General features: G+C 71.9%; 19 protein-coding genes and 1 pseudogene. 12 read left to right on the top strand and 8 right to left on the bottom strand.

Features of this window, described 5'->3' with window-relative positions:
- Nucleotides 1-54 precede the first annotated feature (54 nt).
- The 4 genes from AQI70_RS21785 to AQI70_RS21770 form a co-directional block, all read right to left on the bottom strand.
- Nucleotides 55-1,260 (bottom strand): glycosyltransferase, encoded by a 1,206-nt coding sequence (locus AQI70_RS21785; protein WP_062152635.1) that lies wholly within the window; start codon nucleotides 1,258-1,260, stop codon nucleotides 55-57.
- On the bottom strand, nucleotides 1,257-2,537 hold the full coding sequence (locus AQI70_RS21780; protein ID WP_062153095.1) for a glycosyltransferase family 2 protein: 1,281 nt from the start codon (nucleotides 2,535-2,537) through the stop codon (nucleotides 1,257-1,259). Before AQI70_RS21780 ends, AQI70_RS21785 begins: the two co-directional genes overlap by 4 nt.
- Before the next feature lie 94 nt (nucleotides 2,538-2,631).
- Complete coding sequence (locus AQI70_RS36855; protein ID WP_063801608.1) at nucleotides 2,632-3,861, bottom strand: lamin tail domain-containing protein; 1,230 nt, start codon at nucleotides 3,859-3,861, stop codon at nucleotides 2,632-2,634.
- A gap of 147 nt (nucleotides 3,862-4,008) precedes the next feature.
- Nucleotides 4,009-5,529: a glycosyltransferase family 39 protein gene (locus AQI70_RS21770; protein ID WP_159042691.1), complete on the bottom strand. Its 1,521-nt coding sequence runs from the start codon at nucleotides 5,527-5,529 to the stop codon at nucleotides 4,009-4,011.
- A 316-nt stretch (nucleotides 5,530-5,845) separates the two neighbouring features.
- Here AQI70_RS21770 and AQI70_RS21765 point away from each other — a divergent pair, with 316 nt between their 5' ends.
- Nucleotides 5,846-7,390, top strand: a complete 1,545-nt coding sequence (locus tag AQI70_RS21765) for a fused MFS/spermidine synthase (protein WP_062152632.1) — start codon at nucleotides 5,846-5,848, stop codon at nucleotides 7,388-7,390.
- A gap of 165 nt (nucleotides 7,391-7,555) precedes the next feature.
- Complete coding sequence (locus AQI70_RS21760; protein ID WP_062152630.1) at nucleotides 7,556-8,119, top strand: hypothetical protein; 564 nt, start codon at nucleotides 7,556-7,558, stop codon at nucleotides 8,117-8,119.
- 88 nt (nucleotides 8,120-8,207) lie between these two features.
- Here AQI70_RS21760 and AQI70_RS40275 read toward each other — a convergent pair whose 3' ends face one another.
- On the bottom strand, nucleotides 8,208-8,537 hold the full coding sequence (locus tag AQI70_RS40275; protein ID WP_244181767.1) for a hypothetical protein: 330 nt from the start codon (nucleotides 8,535-8,537) through the stop codon (nucleotides 8,208-8,210).
- Between the two features lie 613 nt (nucleotides 8,538-9,150).
- Here AQI70_RS40275 and AQI70_RS21750 point away from each other — a divergent pair.
- From AQI70_RS21750 to AQI70_RS21710, 9 genes and pseudogenes are all read left to right on the top strand, one after another.
- Nucleotides 9,151-10,569 (top strand): NsdA family TPR-like regulatory protein, encoded by a 1,419-nt coding sequence (locus tag AQI70_RS21750; RefSeq protein ID WP_482255590.1) that lies wholly within the window; start codon nucleotides 9,151-9,153, stop codon nucleotides 10,567-10,569.
- A gap of 154 nt (nucleotides 10,570-10,723) precedes the next feature.
- Nucleotides 10,724-11,650, top strand: coding sequence for an acyltransferase domain-containing protein (locus tag AQI70_RS21745; RefSeq protein WP_062152627.1), 927 nt, complete (start codon nucleotides 10,724-10,726; stop codon nucleotides 11,648-11,650).
- 44 nt (nucleotides 11,651-11,694) lie between these two features.
- Entirely contained in the window at nucleotides 11,695-13,641 is a 1,947-nt protein-coding gene (locus AQI70_RS21740; protein WP_079051407.1) for an acyl-CoA dehydrogenase family protein, read from the top strand.
- A complete protein-coding gene (locus AQI70_RS21735; RefSeq protein WP_062152625.1) occupies nucleotides 13,638-14,723 on the top strand; it encodes a 3-oxoacyl-ACP synthase III family protein in 1,086 nt (361 codons plus the stop codon). The genes AQI70_RS21740 and AQI70_RS21735 overlap by 4 nt, the downstream gene beginning before the upstream one ends.
- Entirely contained in the window at nucleotides 14,720-15,577 is an 858-nt protein-coding gene (locus AQI70_RS21730) for an SDR family NAD(P)-dependent oxidoreductase (protein WP_062152623.1), read from the top strand. Before AQI70_RS21735 ends, AQI70_RS21730 begins: the two co-directional genes overlap by 4 nt.
- A 75-nt stretch (nucleotides 15,578-15,652) precedes the next feature.
- Complete coding sequence (locus tag AQI70_RS21725; RefSeq protein WP_062152620.1) at nucleotides 15,653-16,807, top strand: beta-ketoacyl-ACP synthase 3; 1,155 nt, start codon at nucleotides 15,653-15,655, stop codon at nucleotides 16,805-16,807.
- Nucleotides 16,753-17,040 (top strand): acyl carrier protein, encoded by a 288-nt coding sequence (locus AQI70_RS21720; RefSeq protein ID WP_062152618.1) that lies wholly within the window; start codon nucleotides 16,753-16,755, stop codon nucleotides 17,038-17,040. The genes AQI70_RS21725 and AQI70_RS21720 overlap by 55 nt, the downstream gene beginning before the upstream one ends.
- Nucleotides 17,040-18,320, top strand: coding sequence for a beta-ketoacyl-[acyl-carrier-protein] synthase family protein (locus AQI70_RS21715; RefSeq protein ID WP_062152617.1), 1,281 nt, complete (start codon nucleotides 17,040-17,042; stop codon nucleotides 18,318-18,320). Before AQI70_RS21720 ends, AQI70_RS21715 begins: the two co-directional genes overlap by 1 nt.
- Nucleotides 18,321-19,073: 753 nt before the next feature.
- Nucleotides 19,074-20,174 (top strand): annotated as a pseudogene (locus tag AQI70_RS21710) (pectate lyase family protein); the annotation flags it as partial.
- Between the two features lie 90 nt (nucleotides 20,175-20,264).
- Here the strand turns inward: AQI70_RS21710 and AQI70_RS21705 are convergent.
- From AQI70_RS21705 to AQI70_RS21695, 3 genes are read right to left on the bottom strand one after another with little or no spacing between them, the layout of a single operon-like run.
- Entirely contained in the window at nucleotides 20,265-22,277 is a 2,013-nt protein-coding gene (locus AQI70_RS21705) for an FtsX-like permease family protein (RefSeq protein ID WP_062152613.1), read from the bottom strand.
- Nucleotides 22,278-22,305: 28 nt separating this feature from the next.
- On the bottom strand, nucleotides 22,306-22,989 hold the full coding sequence (locus AQI70_RS21700) for an ABC transporter ATP-binding protein (RefSeq protein ID WP_062152611.1): 684 nt from the start codon (nucleotides 22,987-22,989) through the stop codon (nucleotides 22,306-22,308).
- A 25-nt stretch (nucleotides 22,990-23,014) separates the two neighbouring features.
- Nucleotides 23,015-23,500, bottom strand: coding sequence for a DUF4333 domain-containing protein (locus AQI70_RS21695; protein ID WP_062152609.1), 486 nt, complete (start codon nucleotides 23,498-23,500; stop codon nucleotides 23,015-23,017).
- A gap of 86 nt (nucleotides 23,501-23,586) precedes the next feature.
- Here AQI70_RS21695 and AQI70_RS21690 point away from each other — a divergent pair, with 86 nt between their 5' ends.
- Nucleotides 23,587-24,750 carry a sensor histidine kinase gene (locus AQI70_RS21690; RefSeq protein WP_062153091.1) on the top strand — a complete coding sequence of 388 codons (1,164 nt, stop codon included), beginning with the start codon at nucleotides 23,587-23,589 and terminating at the stop codon, nucleotides 24,748-24,750.
- Nucleotides 24,751-24,913 lie beyond the last annotated feature (163 nt).

The raw sequence follows: 24,913 nt of genomic DNA, 5'->3' as shown, positions 1-24,913 counted from the left end.
GCACCGTGCCAGGCATGTGCACCGCGTCCCACGGCGCTTTGAGCGGCGCGGAGTTCACCGGCGCCGGTACAGCAGCCGTTCCACGAGGAGGAGGCGCGTCATGGCCGCGGCCAGTAACGCGGCGGCGGTCGCGGCCACCGGTCCCAGGCCGGTCATGGTGACCAGGAGGACGGTCAACGGCAGGCGTGCCAACAGGTCTACGTTGCTCAACGCCGCGAATGTGAGGAACCTTGTGCAGCCCGTGCGCCTCGGCCGCCGGGCTCGGCGGCGCGGTGGCGGTGGCCTCCGACCGCCCGGAGGCGGGCGTTCGGTGGTGGCTGCCTCCTGTCGTGCGGGCGCCCTGGCCGGTGCCAACAGGGCTTCGGCGAGGAGGAAGTTGCCCGCCATGGCAACCTGCGTGGCCACGATCTCGGCGGGCACGTAGTGCAAGGGCGTCCAGGACGTCAGGGCCGTCAGTACCAGGAGGTTGGGCAGGAAACCCGACAGCCCGATGAGTCCCAGGACGAGCATGCGCGTGCGGACGTCGGTGGTGCGCAGAAGCAGGAGATGCCGCAGAAAGCGCAGCCCCTCCCGCAGACTGCTCTTGGAGCGTCCCGAGTGGCGCTCGGCGAACGCGTAGGGCATCTCGACGACTGTGCGGGGCGGTCGGCGGACCACCAGCTCCAGCAACACCTTGTAGCCCAGGGGACGCAGTGGCGCGGCGGCGTCGGCGGACCGCGTCACCATGTCGCGGCGCAGCGCGAAGAAACCGCTCAGGGGATCGGAGATACCGCGCAGGGCTCGGGCGAGGACGGTCTTCGCCAGCAGGGTGGCAGTGCGCGAGACGAGGGACCGGTAACCGCTCGCCAGGCCGGCCTGGTCGCCCCCTGCGGCGTAGCGGCTGGCCACGACCAGATCGGCACCGCTGTCCTGTCCGCGTCGTACCAGGCGTGGGACGAGTTCCGGTGGGTGCTGGAGGTCGGCGTCCATGACGACGATCCACGGCGTCACCGTCCTGCGTATGCCTTCGCAGACAGCGCCCCCCAGGCCGCCGTCGGGCCTGTCGCGGTGGAGCACCGACACCGGGAGGCGGCAGCGGGCGGCGACCTCCTCGATCACTTGGGGGGTGTCGTCCGAGGAGTCGTCGACGAAGAGGACCTCCAGCGGCAGTTCAGCAGGTACCGCGGTGTCCAGCCGGTCGAGCAGCAGGGGAATGTTGTGTGCCTCGTTCCGGGTGGGGATGATCAACGTGACGGTCGACGGCGTCGGCGGGGACGTCATGAGCCTTCGTGTCCTTCAGGTCGGCCGACCGGGGGGTCGGGAGCGTGGAGGTGAGCTCCGGTGTGGGCGGTCAGCTCCCAGTCGTTGCGTCCCCGGCACTCGCGCCAGACCGCCCGGAAGGCAGCGGCGGCCAGGACCACGGAGTACAGCGGCAGGCCCCACCACAGCGTGAGGTGCTGGATGGGCCGTACGGTCCGTCCGTACTCGCGGCCGAAGTCGTGCAGGCCGGCGCATTCGAACAGGGTCATGGCGACCATCAGCAGCGCCGGCAGCCAGGCGAACAGGGCCGCCGCCAGCGGGATGCCGTCCATCAGCGCGGTGACGAACACCATCGGCATGCACAGCGCGGTGAATGCCTGGAAGAAGGGCGTGGCGAGCACGTAGCGTGCCAGCACCCGCTGCCGGACAGTGGCCAGGCGCCGCCACTCGCCCTTGCGCAGGACCTGGAGGAAACCCTGGTTCCACCGGGTGCGCTGACGCACCAGGGCCCGCAGCGTCCCCGGCGTCTCCTCACGGGTGACCAGCGCCGGGTGGTATCCCACGACGACCCGCACACCCCGGCTGGACAGCCGTACGCCCAGTTCGCAGTCCTCGGCCAGGCAGTCGCCGTCCCAGCCGCCCGCTTCGCGCAGCAGCGCGGCACGGATGAAGACCGTGTTCCCGCCCAGTGGGATGAAGCCCTGTCGCGCGTGGACGTGCAGTCGGCTGCGGAACCAGAAGAAGTACTCCAGGCAGTTGCACAGGGCGTACCAGCTGTCGGCGTGGTTCATCAGCTGGACGCCGCCCTGCACGACGTCCGCGCTCCGGGTGCGCAAGGCGTGGTCGACGTGGCTCAACAGCCGCGGGTGCACCACGTCCTCCGCGTCGAACACCCCGATGACCTCGCCTCGGCACGTGTCCAGGGCGGTGTTGAGCGCGCGCGGTTTGTTCTTCTCGGGGTGCCGGTCGATGACGTGCCGCACCCGCTCGGGGTTGTCGGCCGCCAACCGCGCCGCGAGCGCCGTGGTGCCCGGATCGTCGTCGCCGGTGATGACGACGACCTCGAAGTCCGGATGGTCGGCGCCCAGCAGAGTCCCGACGGTGTGGGGGAGTACCTGCTCCTCGTGGCGCGCCGGCACCAACAGGGAGAAGGACAGCCGAGGTTCGCCGTCCGGCTCGGGAAAGGACGTCGTCTCCAGCTCTGCCGGCGTCCGCCAGGCATGGAGCATCCACCGCAGGGTGAGCGCGGCGTTCAACGTGTGCAGGACGGTCAGGGTCAGCAGGCAGGTGACCACCATGAGGGAGTGCCTCGCATCCGCGGTCGCACCGACAGGCCACTGGCACGCAGCGGTGCGCACCGGGCCGATCGCGGCTCCGGTGCGCACCGTCGGCTCACTTCACCCTGAGCGTGCTGTTGGCCGAGCCGAGTTCACCGAGCTCCCAGTGGATCGTGTAGGACCCGCTCGGGGCGCCGGGGTCGACGCTGACCTGCACCCACATCGGCTGGGTGCGGCCGAGGGGGATGTCCAGGTCGACGTCCACGGTCAGCGTGCGCCCGTCCGCGGACACCGCACCGGTGAACTTGTCCTCGCGGTTGTGGCGGACGTTCCACAGCGCGAGCGTGTTCTGGCCCGCGTGGAAACGGATCGGGCCGTTCTCCGGGAGGGAGATCACGACCTTCTGCCGGCCCAGGGCCTGCTTGTCGTTGTTCTTGACGACCACCCGCGGGTGCGCCTCACCGGCGCCTTCCATCTCCTCCGCCGGCTCGGGCGTGATGACCTGCCCGTAGCGGAACCGGGACACCTGCTTGCCCTTGTCGTCGCTGAGGACGGCGACATCGGCGACGTCGTCCCAGACCGGCTCGCTGCTGCCGAAGGAGAAGCCGCCCGTCTCGGGATGACGCTCGTTGGTGTGGACCCGGTAGCGGGAGCCCGGCTTCAGCGCCGTGCCCGCGGGGAAGGTGAACTGCTTGCCGGAATTCCTCGCCCGCAGCGTCCACCCCGACATGTCGGCGGCCTCGGTGCCGCGGTTGAAGACCTCGACGTACTCGTCGGCCTGGGTGCCCGGCACCGTTCCCTCGGCCTCGACGCGGGTGATCGCGACATCCGGCTTGCCCGGCTTGGCGAACACGGCGACGATGTCGGCCCGGTTGGAGCCGTTCTCCGGGCTGTCGAACTGCCGGACGATCTGCCCACCACGCTTGAAGCCGCTCAGCATGACCTTGTACGGCTGACCGTCCACCGTCACCGTCTCCGGCGAGATGAACTCCGGGAGCGAGACGATGTCCTCGGGGTGGGCACCGGAGTTGTCGGTCTCGTTGTGGTGGAAGGTGAACGTGAAGTCCTTCGTCTTGCCGTCCTCGAAGGCCACGTTGACCTGGAGTTCCACGTCCCACTCACGCATGTTCCCCGAATTGATCGGGAAGTTCTCGTGGGTGAACGTGGCCAGCGTGAACTCGGTCCCGTTCAGCAGGGCCTGGGTCTCGCCCCCGGTGAACCGGTACCCGCTCTTGCGGCTTTCGGTGGGGTCGCCCCACTCGACGTGTTCCGTTCCCACGCCGGTGATGCCGTTGGGACTCGGCCGGACGGCAGTCCACTTGCCTGAAGTACGAATGATGCCCATTCGTTTCGCCTCCACGGTGCGAAGCCCGATTTCCGGGCTATTCCATTGGCAATGCGAGGATGTCCTGCCCTGCGCCGTTCCAAAGAGGAAAGGCGACGCCTTTGTCCACTGCGATGAAAATGCGGAGGCTGTTGTTTGCCGGACGTCTTACTCGTACGGCCAGATGTCGTCGGCCTCGCGCAGGCACGGCAAAAGCGGCCGGGCGACCGAAGGGGCGGTGGACGCGCCTTCAGCGGACCTTCCAGTGACACGTAGTGCCTGAATCTGTCCGTAGGCGAAGTCGCCGACCGGTTCGCCGTGTCGCAGCAACGCCTTGAGAGTGGGCAACTCCGCCTGCGCCTCACGCATCGTCGGGGTGACCAGCACGAAGTCGATGTCGCGCCATCCGTGCGGCATCGACGCCACGATGGCGGGGTCCTTGTCCAGCTTGTAGTGCCAGATGACACCGGCCCCGGGAGTGAAACCGGCCCGCACGGCGTCCAGCCACAGGACATCGTCTGTGACCAGGCGGGCCCGCCGCTTGTCGGGTACCGCCGGACCGTTCAGCCACTCGCCCGCGGCCCGGTAGCCGGCGTTGAGGTCGGCTCGCTGGACCTCACGGAACTGCGGCCACCGTCCGAAAGCCAGTACCGCCGCCATCAGCGCCACCGCGACCGCCGCCACCGTGCGCCGTACGGGCCCCTGGACGCCGTACCGGGCCCGGCCGGCCCGCACCGCCCGCTCCACCACGATGACCAGGGCCAGCGCGAGGAACGGCACGACCTGCACGGCGTACATCTTGGGCAGGTAGCCACCCGGCCGGCACACGACCAGGACCAGAAACGCGACCGCTGTCCCCAAGGGCCGCACACCCCGCAGCGCCAGGGCGGCGAATCCCGCGACGATGCCGCCGATCACCAGGACGGGATCGGCCCGCAGCCACTGCATGACCAGCGTGTTCGCGACCGTGCCCGGCTGGAACACGGACCCCGACCCGCCGCGCGAACCGATCTGCCACACGAGCGCGCCGACCAGTGCCGAGTGGCAGCCGCCGGGAAACAACTCCCCCTTCAGCAGCGAGTACAACGGGTAACCGAGCAGGACCGCGGCACCCGCGGTGAACGCCGCGAGCGAGAAACCCCGCGTCCTGCGGTCGCTTCCCTGCCACAGGGCCCACACCAACGCGGGCAGCAGGACGGCGATGGTCTCCTTCGACAGCACCGCCACGGCGAAGGACACCCCGCACGCGCAGTGCGCCCACAGATTCCGTTTCGGTGAGAGCGCCAACGCCAGGGAAGCCAAGAACCACATGACGGCGAAGCTGTCCAGGTACACCTGGCGCTGCAACGCGATGGCCAGCGGGGAAACGGCGTTGAGGCCGACCACCGCCGCCGCGGCCACCACACCCGCCCCCAGACGCCGCGCGACGAGGTACAGCAGCACCGACGTCACGGCGGCCACCGGGAGCATGGCCATCCGCCCCTGCACCAGCGCGGTCCGCTCCGGCGCCATCAGTTCCGGCAGCCAGGACAAGGCTCCCAACTGCATCCATCCCAAGGGGGGATGGTCGTACCAGTACGTGTAGTGCGACAGCCCCAGCCCGGTACGGACCGCCCACGCCTGGGCCAGGTATGTGCCCTCGTCGTCATTGGGGAACGGGTGACCCGCCAGGTTCCAGGCCCGCACCACCACAGCCAGCGTGGCCAGGGCGCAGACAATGACTGCCCGGGTGCGGCTTTCCGCCGCTGCCGAGGAAAACTTTCTCCGACGCTGTTCCACCGGGCCTCCTTGCCGACGCATATGCGCGGGCAGGCAACCGCACCTCCGGGGTCGCAGTGCACACCACCCGACGAAAGTGAAAGGTAAAGGCAAGGAAGGCGCGGGAGGATTTCCCCCTCTGTTTTTCAGGCACTGTGGCCACAGCGGGTGGGTGTCTTCATGCGTGCGGTTTATGCGTCGCTCATCTCGAACCGACTGACCCCGCCTCGATGAGTCGCGTGCAAGGATGTCGCCCGTGACCGGATCGTCTTCCCCGCCCGGTGCCGAGGGCACGCCTCGCAACTCCGGCCTGGGCTCCCGCGCCGCTGCCGTGCTTGTGTTCGGATCTTCGGCCGCAGTCCTGGTGGTCGAGATCGTCGCTTTGCGGCTGCTGGCTCCCTACCTCGGCCTCACCCTGGAGACCAGCACCATGGTGATCGGTATCGCCCTCACCGCGATCGCCGTCGGCTCCTGGCTGGGTGGGCGCATCGCCGACCAGGTCGATCCACGCCGGCTCATCGGCCCCGCGCTCGGGGTGTCGGGAGCGGTCGTGGCGCTCACCCCTGCCGTGCTGCGCACCACTGCGGAGTGGGCACCAGCGGTGCTCTTGGTGATCGCGTCGCTGACCATCCTCGTGCCGGGCGCGCTGCTCTCCGCGGTGACGCCGATCGTGACCAAGTTGCGTCTCACCAGCCTCGCCGAGACCGGAACGGTTGTCGGCCGGCTGTCCGGCGTCGGCACCGTCGGCGCCATCGTCGGGACCGTCCTCACCGGCTTCGTCCTCGTGTCGCGGTTGCCGGTCAGCGGCATACTGATCGGCCTCGGCACACTGCTGGTGGCCGGCTCGGCGGTGGTCGAATGGCGAACGCGCGGGTGGAGCGGCACCCCTGCCCTGACACTCGTGGTCATTGCCGGCGGCCTCGCCGCCGTCGTCGCGCCCGGTGGCTGCGACACGGAGACCAAGTACCACTGCGCCCGGGTCGTCGCGGATCCCGACCGGGGCAGCGGCCGCACCCTCGTTCTGGACGGCTTGCGGCACTCCTACGTCGACCTCGACGACCCGACCTTCCTGGAGTTCGAGTACGTACGCGCCATCGCGTCGGTGGTCGATTCCGCCTTTCCCGAAGGTGAGCCACTTGCCGCCTACCACCTGGGCGGCGGCGGGCTCACCTTTCCCCGTTACCTCGCGGCCACGCGGCCCGGGACGCGCAGCCTTGTGTCCGAGATCGACAGCGGGGTCGTGCGCATCAACCACGACCAGCTCGGGCTGATTCCGGAAGCCGGGATCGACGTACGCGCCGAGGACGGCAGGCTCGGCCTGCGACGACTGGACGCCGGCAGCCGTGACCTCGTCGTCGGCGACGCCTTCGGGGGCGTCAGCGTGCCATGGCACCTCACCACGGTGGAGGCGATGACCGACCTACGGCGGGTGCTCGACGAGGACGGCCTGTACGTTGCCAACCTCATCGATCACGGTGAACTGGCCTTCGCGCGTGCCGAAGTGGCCACCCTCGGCGAGACCTTCGAGCACGTCGCACTCATCGGCGAACCCACCGATATCGGCCTCGGCCCGACCGCCACCCCCGAGGGCGGCAATCTGGTGGTGCTCGCCTCCAACCGACCGGTCGACCTACGCGCGGTCCAGGAGGCGCTGGACGCCCGGCAAACCGGCTGGAAGATCACCACCGGTGACGACCTCACCTCCTGGACGGGCGATGCCCAACCGCTCACCGACGACTACGCACCCGTCGACCAGCTCCTCCAGCCCTACAGCCCACGGAGCGGCCAGTAACTCGCGGTCCTCGCGCGCCCCCTTTCGCCGAGCCGTCCCGTTCAGCCTTGCGCGGTCCTGGTCTTTTTCCGTTCGGTACAACCGAACGCGTATCTGGCGTGTCTCAGATCCCGCAACACGCGTAAACGCACACATGGGCCCAGGGGGGAAACCGAGTTGAGAAACATGACACGAGGCGCGCTGGCCTGCCTCTTCGGTGTCGGGATGGTCGTCACCGCCGGTGGAGCCGCTCGGGCGGCTCCACCGGCCGAGAGCGGAGCCAAGCCGGTCAAGACGATCGAGAAGGGCCACGCCCTGTCCTGCACCGGGCAGGCCGAAGGCGTCACCGTCGCGGTGGACCTCTACCAGAACTCCGCGTTCGGCTCGCACACCAGCCTGTCGGTCGAGACGCCGGACGGGGAGTACGGCGGCGGTTACGGGCCGCAGGACACCACGCTGTTCACCAACGGGACGATCGCGGCCGACATCCCGGTCAGGAAGCTGGACGATACGGCCGAGCCGGTGGGCAACGCCGTCATCAGCGGCACCTACACGGCCGCGGGACGGCCGAAGCCCGTGCACGAGGTCATCGAGGACCCGGCGGGACATTACGTGATCACCAAGGGCACGAACACGCAACTCCGGACGGTGGCCACGGTGGACGTGCTCGGTGAGAAGGTTCCGCTGTCCTGCTCCACCGCCTTCGCATTCGACCTCACGGTGTGGCGGCTGACTCCCGGTCAGGGCTGAGCAGCGGTGTGCATGACCGGCCGCCGGTGCACCGGCGGCCGGTGCGCCCGCGGCCGGTTGTGAACTGGCTCCGGGCGCACAGATGCGACTATTCGATGACGGCGGTGGCTTCGACCTCGACAAGGAGGTCCGGTTCCGCCAGGGCCGCCACGCCCAGCAGGGTGATCGGTTTGACCGGGTCGATGCCCAGCTTGGCGGCTGCCCGGTTCACCCCCTCACCGAGCAGGGGCATTTTCTCGGGATACTTCGGCGGCATGGACGGCCTGTGGAAGGCGCTGCGACAGGAAGGCTTCACCCGCCTGGCCACCAAGCTCTGCACTGTCTCGTCCATGCCGTCGAGCGGGCCAATGCAGCCGGCCGCTTCCGTGACGACGTCGACCCGCTGGAACTCGCGACACAGAGCTGGACCATCGGCCACGGACTCGCCTCGCTTGTCGCCACAGGCCCGTTGCCGCACCAAGCACTCGCACACGCCGTGCCCATGCTGACGGCGCTGTACGTCAGCGCAGGCGACGATCCCGACAGATGCCGGCTGTCAGTCGAGCGCGGTTGGGGGGGAGGACACCCCCGCTGTAGCAGTGGATCCGCAGCCGAAAACAGGTTGAGCCGGCCGCCTGTGAAGACGTGTCGGCTCAGGAGAGCGGTTCGGAGCAGGTGACGTCTGCTCGCCGGGGCGGTGTTTGCGGCTGGTGACCGTTCGCCTCCGCTGGGGACTGGGGGCGGCTGGTCGCGGTGCGTCCGAGCGCCGCGCGTGTGGCTTCGGCGATGACGTGGTCGAGGGGATCGTTCATGCTGGGCTTGTCCCCCGGCCATGGCCGTACGCGGCGGGCGGGCACGGCGATTTCCTCCGTACGGAGCAAACCGGGCCCCGGAGCACACCGCGCTACGGAGCAACCGCGCTACGGAGCAACCGCGCTACGGAGCAACCGCGCCCGACGCTTCATGACGTAGCGAATCAGCGCCTTCCGTTTGTGGTTCCGTGTGCGCCCTCGGCGTGCCGCCGTGCGCCGCTGCATGCATGTGACAGCGGCATGGACCCTAGTGTCGGCGGCAAGCAGCAGGAGGGGGCAGTGGTTGCGTCGGACCAGCGTCGGTCTCGGCCGAACACCCGCCTGCGGGCTTTGCTCTCCGAGGCCGGCTGGACGCAGGAGGCCCTTGCGCGGGCGGTGAAGGCGGTCGGGGCGGAGGCGGGCGTCGCCCTCTACTACGACCGCACCACGGTGGGCCACTGGCTTGCGGGCGCGATCCCGCGGCAGGCGGCGCGGCTGTTCGTCGTCGAGGCGCTCGCCCGTCGGCTGGGGCGGCCGGTCGGCGCTGAGGAGGCGGGCTTTCCGCCCGAGCGTCTGCCGGTGCCGGATCCGCAAAGTGCCGTCGCCCACCCGGCCGTGGCGCTGGAACGTCTCGCCCAGGACTCCCTGATGATGCTGTCCGGGCGCGGTGAGGAACGTCCGTTCCGCGTTGCTTCCGTCGCGGTCCCGGGCTGGCCGCACGCCCGTCCGGACGGTGTGGGCGCAGCCGATCCCGCCGAGCCGGCACCGCCGTTCCAACTGCGGGAACTGCAAGCGGTGGAACGGTTTTTCGCGGCGTCGATCGACTCCTTCGGCGGAGTCCACGCCCGCCGGGCGCTGCTTGCCTACGTGGGCCATGACGTGACGAAGCTGTACCCCTCCCGTCCTTCCCGGGACAGGCACAGCGCGGTGCTGTGCGGCGCCGCCCGGCTCGCCTATCTGGCGGCACGGATGAGCGGCGATGCCGGGCGCAACGGCGCGGCGCAGCTGTGTCTGGAGCACGCGATGAGCCTCGCCGCCGCTGCCCCTGACCCGGTGACCTGGGCACTGGCGCTGCGCGGAATGAGCGAACGTGCGTGCCTGCTCGGCCATGTGGGGGCGGCGGTCCGGGCGGCGCAGGGAGCGGAGGCGGTCGGCCTCGCCGGGGCGCCTTGGCACACACGGGCGTTCGTGCTGGCCCAGAGCGGGGTCGCGCATGCCGCGGCCGGCAGCCGCCGTGACGCGCTGACCGCCCTGAACGCGGCGGAGCGCGCTCTGGAGCGGGCGGCACTGCCCGGTTCCGAGGACGCGCGGTCCGGGCCGTTCGACAGCTATCCGCGGGCGGCGCTGGTCTACCAGCAGGGGCAGACGCTGCGTGCTCTCGGTGACCTGGAGGGCGCGCTCCGCGCCTGGCGCACATCGCTGGACCTGCGCGCGGACAGCGACTGCCGGGGCCGGATGCTGACGCACTGCCAGATGGCAGGCACCCTGCTGGCGGCCGGAGAACTGGAGGAGAGCTGCTCCGCGGCCGGCGCCGCCGTGGACCTTGCCGTCGCGCTCCATTCCGAGCAGGCGCGCAACGCGCTGAAGCGGCTGACACACGAACTGGTGCCCTATCGCCGTTCCGCTGTCGTTCGGCAGCTGATGCGCCGCATCCGGCAGACGCCGGAGGTACTGCGGTAGCCGATACGGAAGTTGAACCGCCGCATAGTTTCAACACGTACGGCCTCGCGGCGCGCCACACATCTGCCGTTGGCAGGGCAGTCGGGCATGCATGAAGAAAGAACCGGCGCACAGGCAAGGAAACCGGGACGAGCGCCCCGGTGAAGAGCAGGGGGTGGTCCATCTCTTCCCCGGCCAGGGGGACTTTCCGGTGGCGCCGCTGCTGCGCGCGGTCACGGCGCACAAGAGTGTGCGGGCTGCCGCGGACGAGGTCTTCGCCGCAGTCGACACCGTGGCGGTGGAGCGGGGGCTGCGACCGCTGGGGCCCTGGCTCCTCGGCCCGGAGCCACCGCGTGGCCGTGACCTGGCGCGCGCCGGCACCGGTCTGCCGCACCTGTTCATGTACGGGGCGTGCCTGACGGCGCATCGGGCGCTGGAGCTCGAACACGGTGAACCCCGCGCGGTGCTGGGGGTGAGCTTCGGGGAGATCCCCGCGCTCACCGCCGCGGGCGTCTACGGCCTTGCCGACGGCGCCCGGATCGCGCATGACCTGGCCGTGGTGCAGTTCGTCTGCCCCGGCGGGCTGACGCTGCTCGCCTGCGGGGAGCAGGCGGCGCGGGCACTGACCCGTGCCGCGGGTGGCGGGGCGGTGGTGGCCTGCGTCAACAACGACGCCGAGGCCGTGGTCAGCGGTCCGCTGTCGCAGTTGGCGGCAGTCGAGGAGGCGGCCGCCGCTGCGGGGGTGCGGGCGGTGCGGCTGCCGCTGCCGTACGCGGCCCATCATCCGGGCTTGAGTGCGCAGGCAGATCGTTTCGCCGCAGCTGTGCGCCGCTATCCGCGGCGCGAGGCGCGCCGCGTGGTCCATTCCGCCGTGGCCGGGCGCGCCTACCGGGCCGACGACGACCTCGCGCTGCGGCTGGCCGACTGCCTGATCCGCCCCGCCCACATCCCGCAGGTCGTGCGCCAAGTCGCCGCCCGTCGCCCGGCGGCCCTCTACGAGACCGGGACCGGCAGCTCGCTTACCCGCAGCGTCCGCGCCGTACTGGGGCGCGAGGCGCCCCCGGCGTACGCACCGCTGGCCGATGAGGCCTTCCCCTGGTGAGCCGTACCGGAACCCGACGGCATCAAGTCATCCGGAGTCATTGCATGAATGTGTCCCAAGCGCGGCGGCGCAGCGCGCCCTCCGCCCGATCGGAACTCGACCGCATCATCAACGGGCCGTGCGATCGGGCCTTCCTGGAGGAACTGCGCGTCGCGCTCGTCCCGGCCGGCGAACCCGAGGAGGGTTCGGCCGCGGCGCCGGTCCGGCGTCTGCGGCGGATGGCCCGTCTGCTCCCGCCCGCCCGCGATCTGTACCGGGAGCCGGCGAAGCTCGCCGCCCTGCAGGCGTGGGCGGCGGTCGCCGACCCGGCGCTCAGCATGGCCGCGCTCATCCACTACCAGCTGTGCCTCGGTTCGCTGGTGATGCTCGGCCCGGATCCCGACCGGCTCAAGAACGTCTTCGAGGCGTTGGAGACCGGTCGCGTGAAGGGCTGCTACCTGATCACCGAGGTCGGCTCGGCCAACAGCCACCTGGCCACCCGTACCGAAGCCGCCTGGGATCCGCGGACCGGGGACTTCGTGCTCCACACCCCGGACCCGGGTGCCGCGAAGTTCGGCAGCACGGGCCCGTCCGGCGGCGCCCAGATCGCCGTCGTCCTGGCCCGCCTGACGGTGCGCGGCACCGACTGCGGGGTGTTCGCCTTCGCCGTCGACCTGACGGACGAGCGCGGCGCGCCGCTGCCCGGCGTGGAGATGTCCTCCGCGCTGAAGACCGGCACGCTCCCGCTCGACCACGCCCAAGTGCGCTTCCACCGGCTCCGGTTGCCCGCCGAGCGCTGGCTGAGCGACTCGGCGAGGATCGATGAGTACGGCACCTTCCACGACCCGCTGGGCACCCCGCAGCGCCGGTTGCAGCGCACCCTGTGCGTCGGCCAGAGCCTGTGGGGAACCCTGCCCTCCGCCGCCGCGGCCGTCAGCCGCCAGTCCGCGCTCCTGGCCCTGCGCTACGCCCGGCACCGCCCCACCCAGGCGCGCCTGGCACCCGGCGTGCCGCTGCTCGAATACCGCACTCAACAGCACGCCGTGCTCGGCGCGTTCGCCGACGCCTTCGCGCTGACCTGCGCGGCCGGGCAGGCACGGGAGTTGTGGGCCGCCTCGATGCGCGAGGAGGCGCAAGGCGCGTTGGGCGACTCCGCGGCGGCAGGTGACGCGATGTCCTTCGGCCCCTGGGCGGCCGTCAGCCGCCCGCTCGCCGCCTACAAGGCTTACGCCGTCCGTACGGCCGCTCGCGTCGTCGGCGACTGCCAGGACCACTGCGGCTTCTCCGGGCACCTCGATGTGAACCGGTTGCCGGGCTACCACGGTTTCTTCCGCGCCTTCGAGGCCGCCGGCGGTGACTGCAAGCTGATCCTGTTCGACCTGGGCCGCGCCCTGGCCGCCGAGGAACATCAGGCGGACGTAGAGCACCCCGCGACCGTAGAGCACCCCGCGACCGCAGAGCTCCCCGCGACCGCAGAGCTCCCCGGTGAGGCCGGCGGCGCCGACTGGTGGGCCGCGGTGTGCCGGGCCCGCGAGCGCGCGCTGGCCCATGAGCTGAAGGAGCTCAAGGAGATCAGGGAACTAAAGGAGCGTCAGGAGGGCGCGGCAGGCAGCGACTTCGACCGCTGGAACCCGCTGCTGGGCCGGGCGGGAGAACTCGGCGAGGCATACGCGGAGCGGCTGGCGGCCGAGGACACCGCCCGCGTGCCGACCGGCGTACGGGACCCGGAGCTGCGGGCCACGCTGGAGCCGCTGGCCGCCCTGCACGGGGTGCTGGCGGCGCGGCGCCGGGCAGGTTCACTCCTGGCCTGTGGCGTGCTCGACCGGGATCAGGTCGCCCGGCTGCCGGAGGCCGCCGACCGGCTCTGTGACGCGCTGCTGCCCCGACTGCCGCTGCTGGAGGAGGCGTTCGGCCACCCCCAGGAGGTGGTGGCCGCTCCGCTCGGCGAGCCCGACTACCACCAGGCGCTCGCCGGGGCACTGAGCTGGCGGACGGGAGGCGACCCGGCATGAGCACCCACCCGACCGGCGCATCCGGCCCCCGTATCGGCGTTGTCGGCCTCGGCGGATACCTCCCGCCGCGGGTTCGCGGCAACAGCGAGGTCGCCCGTGCCGCCGGGGTGAGCCCCGAGTGGATCAGCGAGCGCACGGGCGTGCACGCCCGGCACGTCGCCGCACCCGGCCAGGCCGCCTCCGACCTGGCCACGGCCGCGGTGCGCGCCGCCACCGAGGCGGCCGGGATCGAGCCCGGCGACCTCTCCCTGCTCATCTGCGCCACTTCCACCCCCGACGAACTGGGCCCCGCCACCGCCTGCCGCATCCAGGCGGCGCTCGGCGCGCAACGGGCCGTCGCGCTGGACGTGAGCGCGGCCTGCTCCGGCTGGCTGTTCGGCACCAAGGTCGCGCACGACTGGCTGGCCGGATCCGAGCGGCCCGGCTACGCGGCCGTGGTGGGCGTGGAGGCGTACTCCAAGTTCCTCGACCCCACGGACCGGGCCACCTCCGTCCTGTTCGCCGACGGCGCGGCCGCCACCGTCCTCGGCCCGGTGCCCGACTCCTACGGCTTCACGGACTTCGCCCTCGGCTCCGACGGCACCCGCGCCGACTACGTGCTCATCCCGGCGGGCGGCAGCCGCATGCCCGCCGACACAGGGACCCTGCGCGGCGGCGCTCACCGGATCCGGATGGACGGGCGAGCCGTGAGCCACTTCATGGACGAGATCTTCCCGCGCATCGTCGCGGACGCGCTCGACCGCAACGGCCTGACCGTCGAGGACATCGCCTGCCTGGCGTGCCATCAACCCAACCCCGCCGCTCTGCGCCGGCTCACCGCGCACGTGGGCGTGCCCGCGGACCGCCTCGTGGTCATCGGCGACAGGGTCGGCAACATCGGCGCCGCCAGCGCCCCGTACGCGCTGGCCACGGCCGCCGCCCGCAACCTGCTGCACCGCGGCGACCGGGTCCTCCTCACCGTCTTCGGCGCCGGGATGACCTGGGGCACGGCCCTGCTGCACTGGAGCGGCGCCCGCGCCGTCGGCATCGACACCGCCCCCACCCCAACGGACACCGACGACGAAAGGCCGCCCACCTCATGAACACACCCCACCCCGTAAGCGTCCTCGACTCCTTCCACCTCACCGGTGCGCGAGCCCTCGTCACCGGGGCCTCCCGGGGCATCGGCCGCGCCGTCGCCGAAGCCCTCGCCGAGGCGGGCGCGGACCTGGCTCTTTCCGCCCGCACCGAGGCCGCTCTGGAGGAGACGGCGCGCGCCGTGGAGGCACACGGTCGCAAGGCCGTGCTCGTGCCCGCCGACCTGGCGCAGTCCGGGTCCGCTCAGCGGGTCGCCGACGCCGCCTCCTCGGCGCTCGGCGGGCTCGACGTGCTGGTGCACAACGCGGGCGTGCTGCCCGTCACCGAGGACGGCACCCCCGCGCTGCTGCCGCTCCAGCAACTGCCGCAGCAGGCCTGGGACGACGTCATCTCGGTGAACGTCAACGCCACCGCGGCGCTCTGCCGCGCCACCCACCCGTACCTGACGGAGTCGCAGCAGGCGAGCGTGGTGCTGATGTCGTCCATCGCCGGACTGGTCGGCACCCCGCTGATGGAGTCCTACGCGGCGTCGAAGGCCGCCCAGGTCTCGCTCGCCCGCAGTCTCGCGGCCGGCTGGGCCCGACAGGGCATCCGCGTCAACGCCCTGTGCCCCGGCTGGACGCGCACCGACATGACGTCCTTCGCGTACGGCACGGCGGCGGTCTCCGACTGGCTGATGGCGCACGTCCCCATGGGCCGCTGGGCGGAGCCGGCGGAGGTGGCCACCGCGGCGCTGTTCCTCGCCTCCCCGGCATCCTCCTTCGTCACCGGGCACGCCCTCGTGGTCGACGGCGGCCTCGCCGTCCCGGACGGCGGCCTCGCGGGGATCCCCAAGCCGCCCTCGCCGTTCGCGGCCTGACCGCCGTCACCACGCACTCCGCATCCTCGCGCCCGCCCCCACTCCCGCACCCCGCATCCCCGGAGGACCGCTGCCATGTCTCCTGTCACCTTCGGCGCGCCCGGTACCGGCACCACGGCCGTGGTCGCCGGGACAGGCGGCTGCCTGCCGGCGCGCGTCCTGGCGAACGACGACGTGATCGCCGCCGGCGCGCTGAACACCACGGACGAGTGGCTACGCACCCGCACCGGCATCGCCCGCCGCCGACGCACCACTCCCGGAACCGGCACCGGCGCCCTCGCCACCGCGGCGGCCCGCGCGGCGCTGCGCTCCGCGGCCGCGGCACCCGGCAGCACGCCACGCCCGGATCTCGTCCTGCTGGCCACCACCACCCCCGACCATCCCTGCCCGGCGAGCGCACCCGAGGTCGCTCACCGGCTCGGGCTCAACGGCGTTCCCGCGTTCGACCTCGCCGCGGTCTGCTCGGGATTCGTCTACGGACTCACCGTCGCCACCGCACTCGTGCGCGGCGGGGTCTGCTCGGCGCCACTGGTGATCGGCGCCGATGCCTTCTCCAGCATCCTCGACCCCGCGGACCGGGAGACCGCCCCCATCTTCGGTGACGGGGCAGGTGCCGTACTGCTGCGCCGCGGCGGCCCGGACGAGCCCGGCGCCGTGCTCGCCGCCGACCTCGGAGCGGACGGCGCGGGACGCGACCTGATCACCGTGCCGGGCGGCGGCTCCCGCGCCCCTTGGCCGGCCGATCACGACGCGCGCTGCGACCATCGTTTCCGGATGCGCGGCCGCGAGGTCTACGCCCATGCCGTACGCCGGATGACCGCCTCCAGCCGGGCCGTCCTGGACCAGCTCGGCTGGCCCGCCGACAGCGTCCGCGCGTTCGTCGCCCACCAGGCGAACCAGCGCATCCTGGACGCCGTCGCCGACCGGCTCGGCATCCCGCCGGAGCGCCGACTCGGCAACCTCAGCGAGCTGGGGAACACGGCCGCCGCGTCCATCCCGCTGGTACTGGCGGACGGATCGGCCCGCAACGGCACCGAACCAGGGGCACGCACCCTGCTCACCGCCTTCGGCGGTGGGCTGACCTGGGGATCGACAGCCCTGACCTGGCCCGTTTCCGAACCCCGCATCACCCCACCCGAACCCGAGACCGACAACTCCCGAAGGAGCAACGCATCATGGCTTCCGAAACACTCGTCCACTCCGCCGATCCCGTCGACCAGCACCTCGTGACCGTGCTCCAGGGGAAGTTCGAGGTGGCGCCCGAGGACATCCGGCCCGCGGCGACGCTGGAAGACCTGGGCCTCGACTCGTTGGCCGCCGTGGAGCTGTACGTGACCCTGCAGGAGCAGTGGCAGGTTCCCCTCGACGACTCCGAGGCCAACATCGGGCTGACCGTGCAACAGGTGAGGGACACGGTCCACCGGCTGCGCGCCGACTCCGCCGGCCAGGGAGGTACGGCGTAGTGGCCGCAACGCCCCCGCCCGCCGTCGCGGTCACGGTCGCGGTCACCGGAGTCGGCCTGGTCACCCCGTCCGGCACCGGCACGGCGTCCACCTGGGAGGGAGTGTGCGCAGGGCGCTCCACCGCCGCCGACGCCCCCGAACTGGCCGGACTCCCGGTCCCGATCGCCTGCCGCGTGCCGGATTTCGACCCGCACACCCACGCCCGGCTGCGCCAACCATGGCGGTTCGACCGCGCCACCCAACTGCTGCTGGCAGCCGCCCGCGAAGCCCTCGACAGCGCCGGCCTCAACAGTGCCGGCCATGCCGGTGCCGACGGCGACAACGGCGCCTGGCAGCCCGAGCGCACGGCCCTGGTGATCGGCTCGGCCGCAGGGGGGATCGGCACACTGGAGGACCAGCACCGCCGACTGCTCGCCACCGGACCGGACCGAATCTCCCCCCACACCCTGCCCGCCTACCTGCCCAACATGGCCGCCGGACACGCGGCGCTGGAACTCGGCGTCAAGGGCCCCGCCCTGCACACTTCCACCGCGTGCGCCTCGGGCGCGAGCGCCGTCATCACCGCCGGCCTGCTGCTCGCCGCCGGGCACTGCGACATCGCCCTGGCGGGCGGGAGCGACGCCATGGTGACACCGCTGTGCTCGGCAGCCTTCGCCAAGATGGGCGCCCTGTCCCGGCGTACGCACGATCCCGTCCGCGCCTCACGGCCGTTCGACCGGGACCGGGACGGCTTCGTTCTCGCCGAAGGCTCCGCGGTGCTGGTGCTGGAACGCGAGGCGGACGCCAGAGCACGCCAGGCCCGTCCGCTGGCCCTGCTCACCGGGCACGCGACGACCACCGACGCACACCATCCGGTCGCCCCCGACCCCGACGGCACCGGCCTCGAACGAGCCGTCCGGGCAGCGCTGGCGCAAGCCGGTGCCGCGCCGGACGAGGTGGACCACATCAACGCGCACGGCACCAGCACGCCGCTCAACGACCGTGTGGAAGCCGCGGTGATCCGCCGCCTGTACGGCCGCCAGCCCCCCTCGGTGACCTCGGCGAAGGGCGTCCTCGGCCACACCATGGGCGCGGCCGGGGCCGTCGAGGCGGCGCTCACCGTGCTCTCGGTCGCGCATGGCGCGGTCCCGCCCACCGCCAACTTCACAGCCTTCGACGACGGCACGGACGGCATCGACCTGGTCACGGACAAACCGCGACACCAAGACATCCACCTGGCGCTCAGCCACTCCCTCGGCTTCGGCGGTCACAACACCGTCCTTGCCTTTCGCGCCGCCTGACGCCCGCGCAGACCCTCGGCGTACACCTGCTGACCGTGGTCAGCCCGCGCAGGGGCGAGGGCACCTGCCCCACCGGGATCGTCGGCCGGCGCGGGTGAAGGTCGTCGAAGGCTCCATCACCCGCCCGCTGGAGTGCGCCGTGGCGCGGGGCGCGGCCGTCAGGAAGATCGTCCTTCTGTCGTCTCACGGGCCGGAGTACGAGGAGGCCTGTCCGCCCGACACGTGATTCTGGCTGGCGATCGAGAAGGCGGTGGAACGCGCGGGCATCCCTTGGACGCACATCCGGCCGTCGGCCGTCATGGGTGCCGTCATCGAGGGGACTTACCCGGCGACAGGGTCGGACTGGCCTGACACCATCCGCGCCGAGGGGGTCAACGGCCATCCGTGCAGGACATCATCGGCAGGCACTTGCGTACCTACGACGACTGGGTCCGCGAGCACATCGGCCTGTTCCGCTGACGTCGCGGAGGTGTGCCGAAGCCGTCAGCATCCGCAGCCCCGCGCTGAAGACCGCGAAGTCCCGTTCCCTTCACCGGCGTTCAGGTGTGTGACCACTGATCGAGCATCTAGCTGTTGACGTGTTCGCGGCAAGCATTTACGTTCCTCGAAAGCGCTTTCTCCGGCTGCGGTGCGACATCCGGCCAACCGGGCCGTTCATGCTCTCGAACCAGCCGCATCGTCGCCGTCACCTGCCCGCCACCGAACCGGCCGGCAGGTCAACACCCGGCATACGAAGGCGAATGGGGAGACGAGATGAGGCGATCAGTCGCACTGCGACTCTGCGCGGCGCTGGCCGTGACGGGCCTTGCCGCCGTGACCGGCGCGGCACTGCCGATGTCCGAGGCGTCGGCGGCGACCGGCGGCGTCACCGGCTACGCGACCCAGAACGGCGGGACCACCGGCGGCGCGGGCGGGCAGAAGGTGCGGGCCACCACCGGGACCGCGATCCACGCGGCGCTGTGCGGCCGGGCGAGCACGAGTACGCCGCTCACCATCGAGGTCGAGGGGACCGTCAACCACGCCAACACCAAGAAGGTGTCGGGTGCCGGCTGCGACACCGCCGACGGCGTGATCGAGCTCAAGAAGGTCAGCAACGTCACGATCGTCGGGGTCGGCGGCGGCGCCGTCTTCGACCAGGTGGGCATCCACCTCCGCGAAGCCAGGAACGTCATCATCCAGAACGTGACCGTCCGGAACGTCAAGAAGTCGGGCTCTCCCACGTCCAACGGCGGTGACGCCATCGGCATGGAGCGCAACGTCCGCAACGTCTGGGTCGATCACACCACCCTGGAGGCGTCGGGTGGGGAGCCGGAGGGGTTCGACGGCCTCTTCGACCTGAAGGACAACACCCAGTACGTGACCCTCTCGTACAGCGTTCTGCGCAACTCCGGCCGCGGTGGCCTCGTCGGCAACAGCGAGAGCGACCGCTCGAACAGCTTCATCACGTACCACCACAACCGCTACGAGAACATCGACTCCCGCGCCCCGCTGCTGCGTGGCGGCATCGCCCACATGTACAACAACCACTACGTGCGCCTGAACGAGTCCGGCATCAACTCCCGGGCCGGAGCGCGCGCCAGGGTGGACAACAACTACTTCGAGGACTCCAAGGACGTCCTCGGCACCTTCTACACCGATGCCGCCGGGTACTGGCAGGTCGGCGGGAACATCTTCGACAACGTGACCTGGTCCAGCCCCGGCAGCGAGAACCACCCGGCCGGACCCGACCCGAAGTCCAACACCACGGTCGGCATCCCTTACTCCCACAGCCTGGACGCGGCCAGTTGCGTGCCGGCCATCGTGAGCCGGACGGCAGGCGCCGGCAAGGGTCTGCAGGTGTCGGACGGCAAGTGCTAGGCGGGGTCGACGTGTTCGCGGCGGAATGAGGAAAGGGCGGGCCGGCCCGCCGTGGCAGTGGCGGGCCGACCGGTGGGTGCCGGACCGTCAGTCCGCGGTCTGGGTCGGGTTGGCCGTCACCCTGCGCAGCAGTGGCCTGCTGCCGCCGATCGCGGCGAGTATCGCCAGCGCGCCGATGGTGACACAGACGGCGAGCTGGAACGCGCCGGAGCTGTTGACGGTGGCGCCGGCCGCCTTGTTGAGCTGGTAGGCGCCGAAGACGCCCATCGCGGTGGTGCCGCCGGCCAGGACGACCAGGGGCAGGACCGTCTCGCGGACCCGTGCCCGGTCCAGCACCCGCAGGGGGGTGCCGGACAGCCGCAGCAGGCCGTAGACGCGGCGCCGGTCGAGGACGTTCGCCGCGGCGGTCAGTCCCGCGGAGGCGGTGGCGACGAGGAAACTCAGGATCAGTGTGGCGGTGCTGACCGTGGCGATGCGGTCGGTGACGGTGTCGTCGGAGGCGGACACGTAGTCCTGGGAGACCGGGAAGCGGCCCTTCCCCACGGCCGTCAGGGCGGTGGTGGCGGCGTCGATCTGCTCGGGGCCGCCGGACACGCGGGCGACCACGCCGGTGTCGCCGAGCAGCACGCTGTCCTCGAAGTCGTCCTCGCCCACGGTGCTGACGGTCGCCTTGACGCCGGCCCGGTCCAGCAGCGTACGGGTCTCGGCGGCCGTGTGCCGGGCGTCGGCGCCGCCGTCGGTGAGGACCGCGACCTGGTCGGGGTGCTCGGTGAAGCCGATGTCCAGCCGGCTGACCGAGAAGAACCCGGCGACGAAGCCCGCGAGGACGAGTCCGCTGACGGTGCGCCAGGCGCCGCGCGGGTCGTCGGTGAGCCGACGGGCCGCCAGCAGGGTCGCCGGACGGCGGGCGAACCGGCCGGCGATCCGGCCCAGCCGGTCCACGACCCACGGGCCGAACAGCCAGAACGCGGCGTAGAAGAGCACCAGGAGCACGATCATCTGACGGTTTGTCATGTGGTCCTGTGCGGTCAGGAAGATGTAACCGAGAGCCGCGGCGAACAGCACGAGCCGGATCATGCGGGTGCGGCGCGGATCGGCCTGCTGGGCCACCCCCAGCGGCGACGTGGCCACCTGACGCAGCATCGTCACCGCGCTGACGGTGAGGAGGACGGTGACGCCCAGCACCACCGCCGCGAGCCACGGCACACCGACCCACAGTTCGCCGGTGTACCAGGAACCGACGCCGTAGGGGATCCGGGCCAGGGCGGGCAGCAGCGCCACATAGGCCAGCGCGCCCGCGAGGGCACCGGCGGCGCCCACGCCCGCCGCCTCGGCCGCGGTCATCGCCAGGATCTGGCGTGGGGTGGCTCCCGCCAGCCGCAGGGCGGCGAGCCGCTGTTCACGCCGGGCCGCTCCCAGCCGCCCGGCCGCGGCGGCCAGCACGACGACGGGCACCACCAGCAGCACCGCCCCGAGCAGCGCCGTCTGCTGGTCGCTGCCGGTGAACATGCTCGGCTTGGAGCCGGAGAACCCGGTGATCCCGGCGCGGGCGGTCTGGCCCTCGTCGTACCAGCTGCCGCCAGCGGCGGACTCGGAGACCGCGGGGTCGCCGGGGGCGCGTCCGATGACGGCGACCAGTTCGTCGGGGGAGGCGAGACCGGCGGCGCCGACCGTGCCGTACGACTTCACCTCGGGGAAACGGTCGGCCAGTTGGTTCGCGGGGAGCCTGTGCAGCAGTTCGGCCAGGGCGGGGGAGACGTACACCTCGCCCCGCTTCGGGAACGCGCTCAGGCCGGGCGGCGCCGGGGTCGGCTCCCGGTCCGGGCGCTGGGCGAGGTTGACGACGGTGACCGGCTGGTGGCGCACGTACGTCGTGGTGGTGGCCTGCACCGCGGTCGCCGACCTGCCGGGCACCGCGTCGGGGACGCGCCAGGCGGTTCGGTCGGCGCGGGCGCCGGAGCCCAGGCAGGCGGCGATCATCACCAGCATCACGAAGGCGCCGACGGCGGCGGCCGAGGCGGCGAGCAGCCGGCTCTGCAGCCCGCGGCGGCCGGATGACCTGGCGAGGTGCCAGGTGAGGGGCAGGACGGGGGAACGCATCGAGGTCTCCGGTCGGGTGCGGTCGGGGTCAGGCGACCGTGTACTGGTGGTGGCTGCTGATCCGGCCGTCGCGGACCTGGAGGACGCGGTCGCAGTGGGCGGCGACGTCGGCGTCATGGGTGACCATGACCAGGGCGGCGCCCTGCTCGCGGGTCACGGAGGTGAGGAGCCGGACGACCTCGGTGCTGGTGTTCTGGTCCAGGGCGCCGGTGGGTTCGTCGGCGAAGACCACGTCCGGCTCGATCACCAGCGCGCGGGCGATGGCGACCCGCTGGGCCTGGCCGCCGGAGAGCTGTCCGGGGCGGCGGCCTTCGAGCCCGTCCAGACCGAGCGGGGCGAACCAGCGGCGGGCGCGTTCGACGGCCTGCCTGCGCGGGGTGCCCTCCAGCATCAGCGGCAGGGCGACGTTCTCCTCGGCGGGCAGCTCCGGCAGCAGCTGGCCGAACTGGAAGACGAACCCGAACCGTTTGCGGCGCAGCGCGCTCAGCTTGTTCTCGCCGAGGTCGTCGATGCGGGCGCCGCGCAGCAGCACCCGGCCGCCGTCGGGCCGGATGATCCCGGCGAGGGTGTGCAGCAGGGTGGACTTTCCGGACCCCGACGGGCCCATGATCGCCAGCGAGTCGCGCTCGCGGACCTCCACGTCGACGCCGGCCAGGGCGGTGGTGGAGCCGTACTTCTTGACGAGGCCGTGTCCGGCCAGGACGGTGCTCATGACTGGGGGTGCTCCCGGGTGGGTGTCAGCGCTCGAACTTCCAGGTGACCCGCGGTTTCGCGGGGTCTCCCTCGACCTTGATCACCTGGACCGGGATGGAGATCCGCTCGCCGTCGCTGCGCGCGGTGCACGTCTCGGTCGTACCGACCACGGCCTTCAGATGGACCGGGCAGGACACGTCGTGGATGGCCTGCCCGACCCATGGAAGCGGGTGGTACCAACCCTCGATACGGGACTCCAGGATGGTCTTCGCGACCGCCGGGTGACCGTCCACCTTGACGTACAACTCGCGGGAGACCGGGTCGATCGTGGTGTGCTGCACGTCGTTGGCGGCGAGGAGCCAGGTGACGAGGCCGACCGCGGCGGCCACGGCGGTCACGCCGCCGACGGCACCGATGAGGAAACCGCGCTGCATCTCGTACTCCTGGGACCGGGTCAGGGTCCTGTCGGTGATCGAACTGAGGAAGTGGCTCCACTCTCGCCCGGGGGCGCGGGCGCGCGCCTCGGCCATTCGGCCAGAGCCCGCGGCCCTCGCTGCGGCCGCCCTCGGCCGTTCGGCCGATCACGCCCCCCACGGTCGGACATACGGTGACCATCATGAGATCCGCTTCCCCTCAGGGCTGCATCCGGGGCTTCGGCCTCGGTGCACTGCTCGCGGCGTCCATGATCGACCTGGCGTACGCGGACAGTATGGGCTCCGGCATCGCACCGGTCGCCGTGGTCCTGGCCGCCGGGCTCGCCGCCGTACTGTGGCCGGCCCGGCGGCGTCCGCGGTGGCTCACCGCGCGGGTCCGTACCACCGTGCCCGCGCTGTGCACGCTCCTGTACTGTGCCGGCGCGCTGCTGACCCACGGGAGGGCACCGTTCGGCCCGGGGAAGGCGATCGTCCTGCTGTGCCTGCTGTTCGTCGCGGTACGGCACGCCCCGCCGCGCTGGGCCCCGGTGTGCGCGTTCCTGGCCGCCGGAGCCCTGCTCACCCTCCCCGTGCGCGCCTTCGGGCCGGGAGGAGAGGAGACCCTGGCGCTCCTGCTGGTCGGGCTCGTCCTGATCGGCCTCGTCGGCGGGCTCGCCGGCTACCTGCGCTCGATGGACTACCGCCGGACCGTCGCGGTCGGTGAGACGCGCCGTGCCGAACGGCTGGCCATCGCCGCCGACCTGCACGACTTCGTCGCCCACCATGTCACCGGAATTCTCGTGCAGACCCAGATGGCCCGCATGATGGCGGCCTCCCGGCCGGACGAGCTGGACCCGGTGCTGGCGGGCATCGAACGCGCGGCGACTCAGGCGCTGGCGTCGATGCGGCGCACGGTCGGCGTACTGCGCGAGACGGGCGAGGGGGAGCCCGCCGAACGCCGCCCGGTGGGCGACCTGGCCGGCATCGAGGATCTGGTGGCCGGCTTCGCAGGCCCGCACCACAAGGTCACGCTGCGCCGCGCCCCGACCGTCTCCGACGATCTGCCGCACGAGGTGCAGGCCGCCGCCTTCCGCGTCGTGCAGGAGGCGCTGACCAACGTACGGCGACACGCGGCCGACGCCACGGAGATCACCGTCGGTCTACGGCAGGACGGAGACCGGCTGGAGGTGTCGGTCACGGACGACGGCCGCGGCGGCGCCCAACTCCCGGACGCCGCCCGCGGTGGTGGCTTCGGCCTGGTCGGACTGAGGGAACGGGTGACCGCCCTGGGCGGTGAACTGCACGTGGGGCCGCGCACCGATGTCGGCTGGGAGGTCCGGGCCCGCCTGCCGGAGCGAAAGCCCTGACCGCACCGCGGAGTTTCCCTGGACAGCGGTGCCGGCGGTGGCGCTGTCGCGGGCGCTTCCGCGTCGGCGAAGGCGCCCGCCGCCTGGCCGAGCCGTAGGAGCCAGTCGGGGCAGCTCCCCGGGCTCGGCCAGGCGCTCGTGGGTCAGCCTGCACCGGGCCGGC

Source organism: Streptomyces curacoi (assembly GCF_001513975.1).
Classification (GTDB): domain Bacteria; phylum Actinomycetota; class Actinomycetes; order Streptomycetales; family Streptomycetaceae; genus Streptomyces; species Streptomyces curacoi.
Note: the sequence above shows the minus strand (reverse complement) of the source record. Positions and strands in the feature narration are given on the sequence as shown.

What these genes read in the sequence shown, in the direction of transcription:
- AQI70_RS21785 (WP_062152635.1), bottom strand. Translation starts at nt 1,260, where the DNA reads ATGACGTCCCCGCCGACGCCGTCGACCGTCACGTTGATCATCCCCACC.
- AQI70_RS21780 (WP_062153095.1), bottom strand. Translation starts at nt 2,537, where the DNA reads ATGGTGGTCACCTGCCTGCTGACCCTGACCGTCCTGCACACGTTGAAC.
- AQI70_RS36855 (WP_063801608.1), bottom strand. Translation starts at nt 3,861, where the DNA reads ATGGGCATCATTCGTACTTCAGGCAAGTGGACTGCCGTCCGGCCGAGT.
- AQI70_RS21765 (WP_062152632.1), top strand. Translation starts at nt 5,846, where the DNA reads ATGTCGCCCGTGACCGGATCGTCTTCCCCGCCCGGTGCCGAGGGCACG.
- AQI70_RS21760 (WP_062152630.1), top strand. Translation starts at nt 7,556, where the DNA reads ATGACACGAGGCGCGCTGGCCTGCCTCTTCGGTGTCGGGATGGTCGTC.
- AQI70_RS21750 (WP_482255590.1), top strand. Translation starts at nt 9,151, where the DNA reads ATGGACCCTAGTGTCGGCGGCAAGCAGCAGGAGGGGGCAGTGGTTGCG.
- AQI70_RS21740 (WP_079051407.1), top strand. Translation starts at nt 11,695, where the DNA reads ATGAATGTGTCCCAAGCGCGGCGGCGCAGCGCGCCCTCCGCCCGATCG.
- AQI70_RS21735 (WP_062152625.1), top strand. Translation starts at nt 13,638, where the DNA reads ATGAGCACCCACCCGACCGGCGCATCCGGCCCCCGTATCGGCGTTGTC.
- AQI70_RS21730 (WP_062152623.1), top strand. Translation starts at nt 14,720, where the DNA reads ATGAACACACCCCACCCCGTAAGCGTCCTCGACTCCTTCCACCTCACC.
- AQI70_RS21725 (WP_062152620.1), top strand. Translation starts at nt 15,653, where the DNA reads ATGTCTCCTGTCACCTTCGGCGCGCCCGGTACCGGCACCACGGCCGTG.
- AQI70_RS21720 (WP_062152618.1), top strand. Translation starts at nt 16,753, where the DNA reads ATGGCTTCCGAAACACTCGTCCACTCCGCCGATCCCGTCGACCAGCAC.
- AQI70_RS21705 (WP_062152613.1), bottom strand. Translation starts at nt 22,277, where the DNA reads ATGCGTTCCCCCGTCCTGCCCCTCACCTGGCACCTCGCCAGGTCATCC.
- AQI70_RS21700 (WP_062152611.1), bottom strand. Translation starts at nt 22,989, where the DNA reads ATGAGCACCGTCCTGGCCGGACACGGCCTCGTCAAGAAGTACGGCTCC.
- AQI70_RS21695 (WP_062152609.1), bottom strand. Translation starts at nt 23,500, where the DNA reads ATGGCCGAGGCGCGCGCCCGCGCCCCCGGGCGAGAGTGGAGCCACTTC.
- AQI70_RS21690 (WP_062153091.1), top strand. Translation starts at nt 23,587, where the DNA reads ATGAGATCCGCTTCCCCTCAGGGCTGCATCCGGGGCTTCGGCCTCGGT.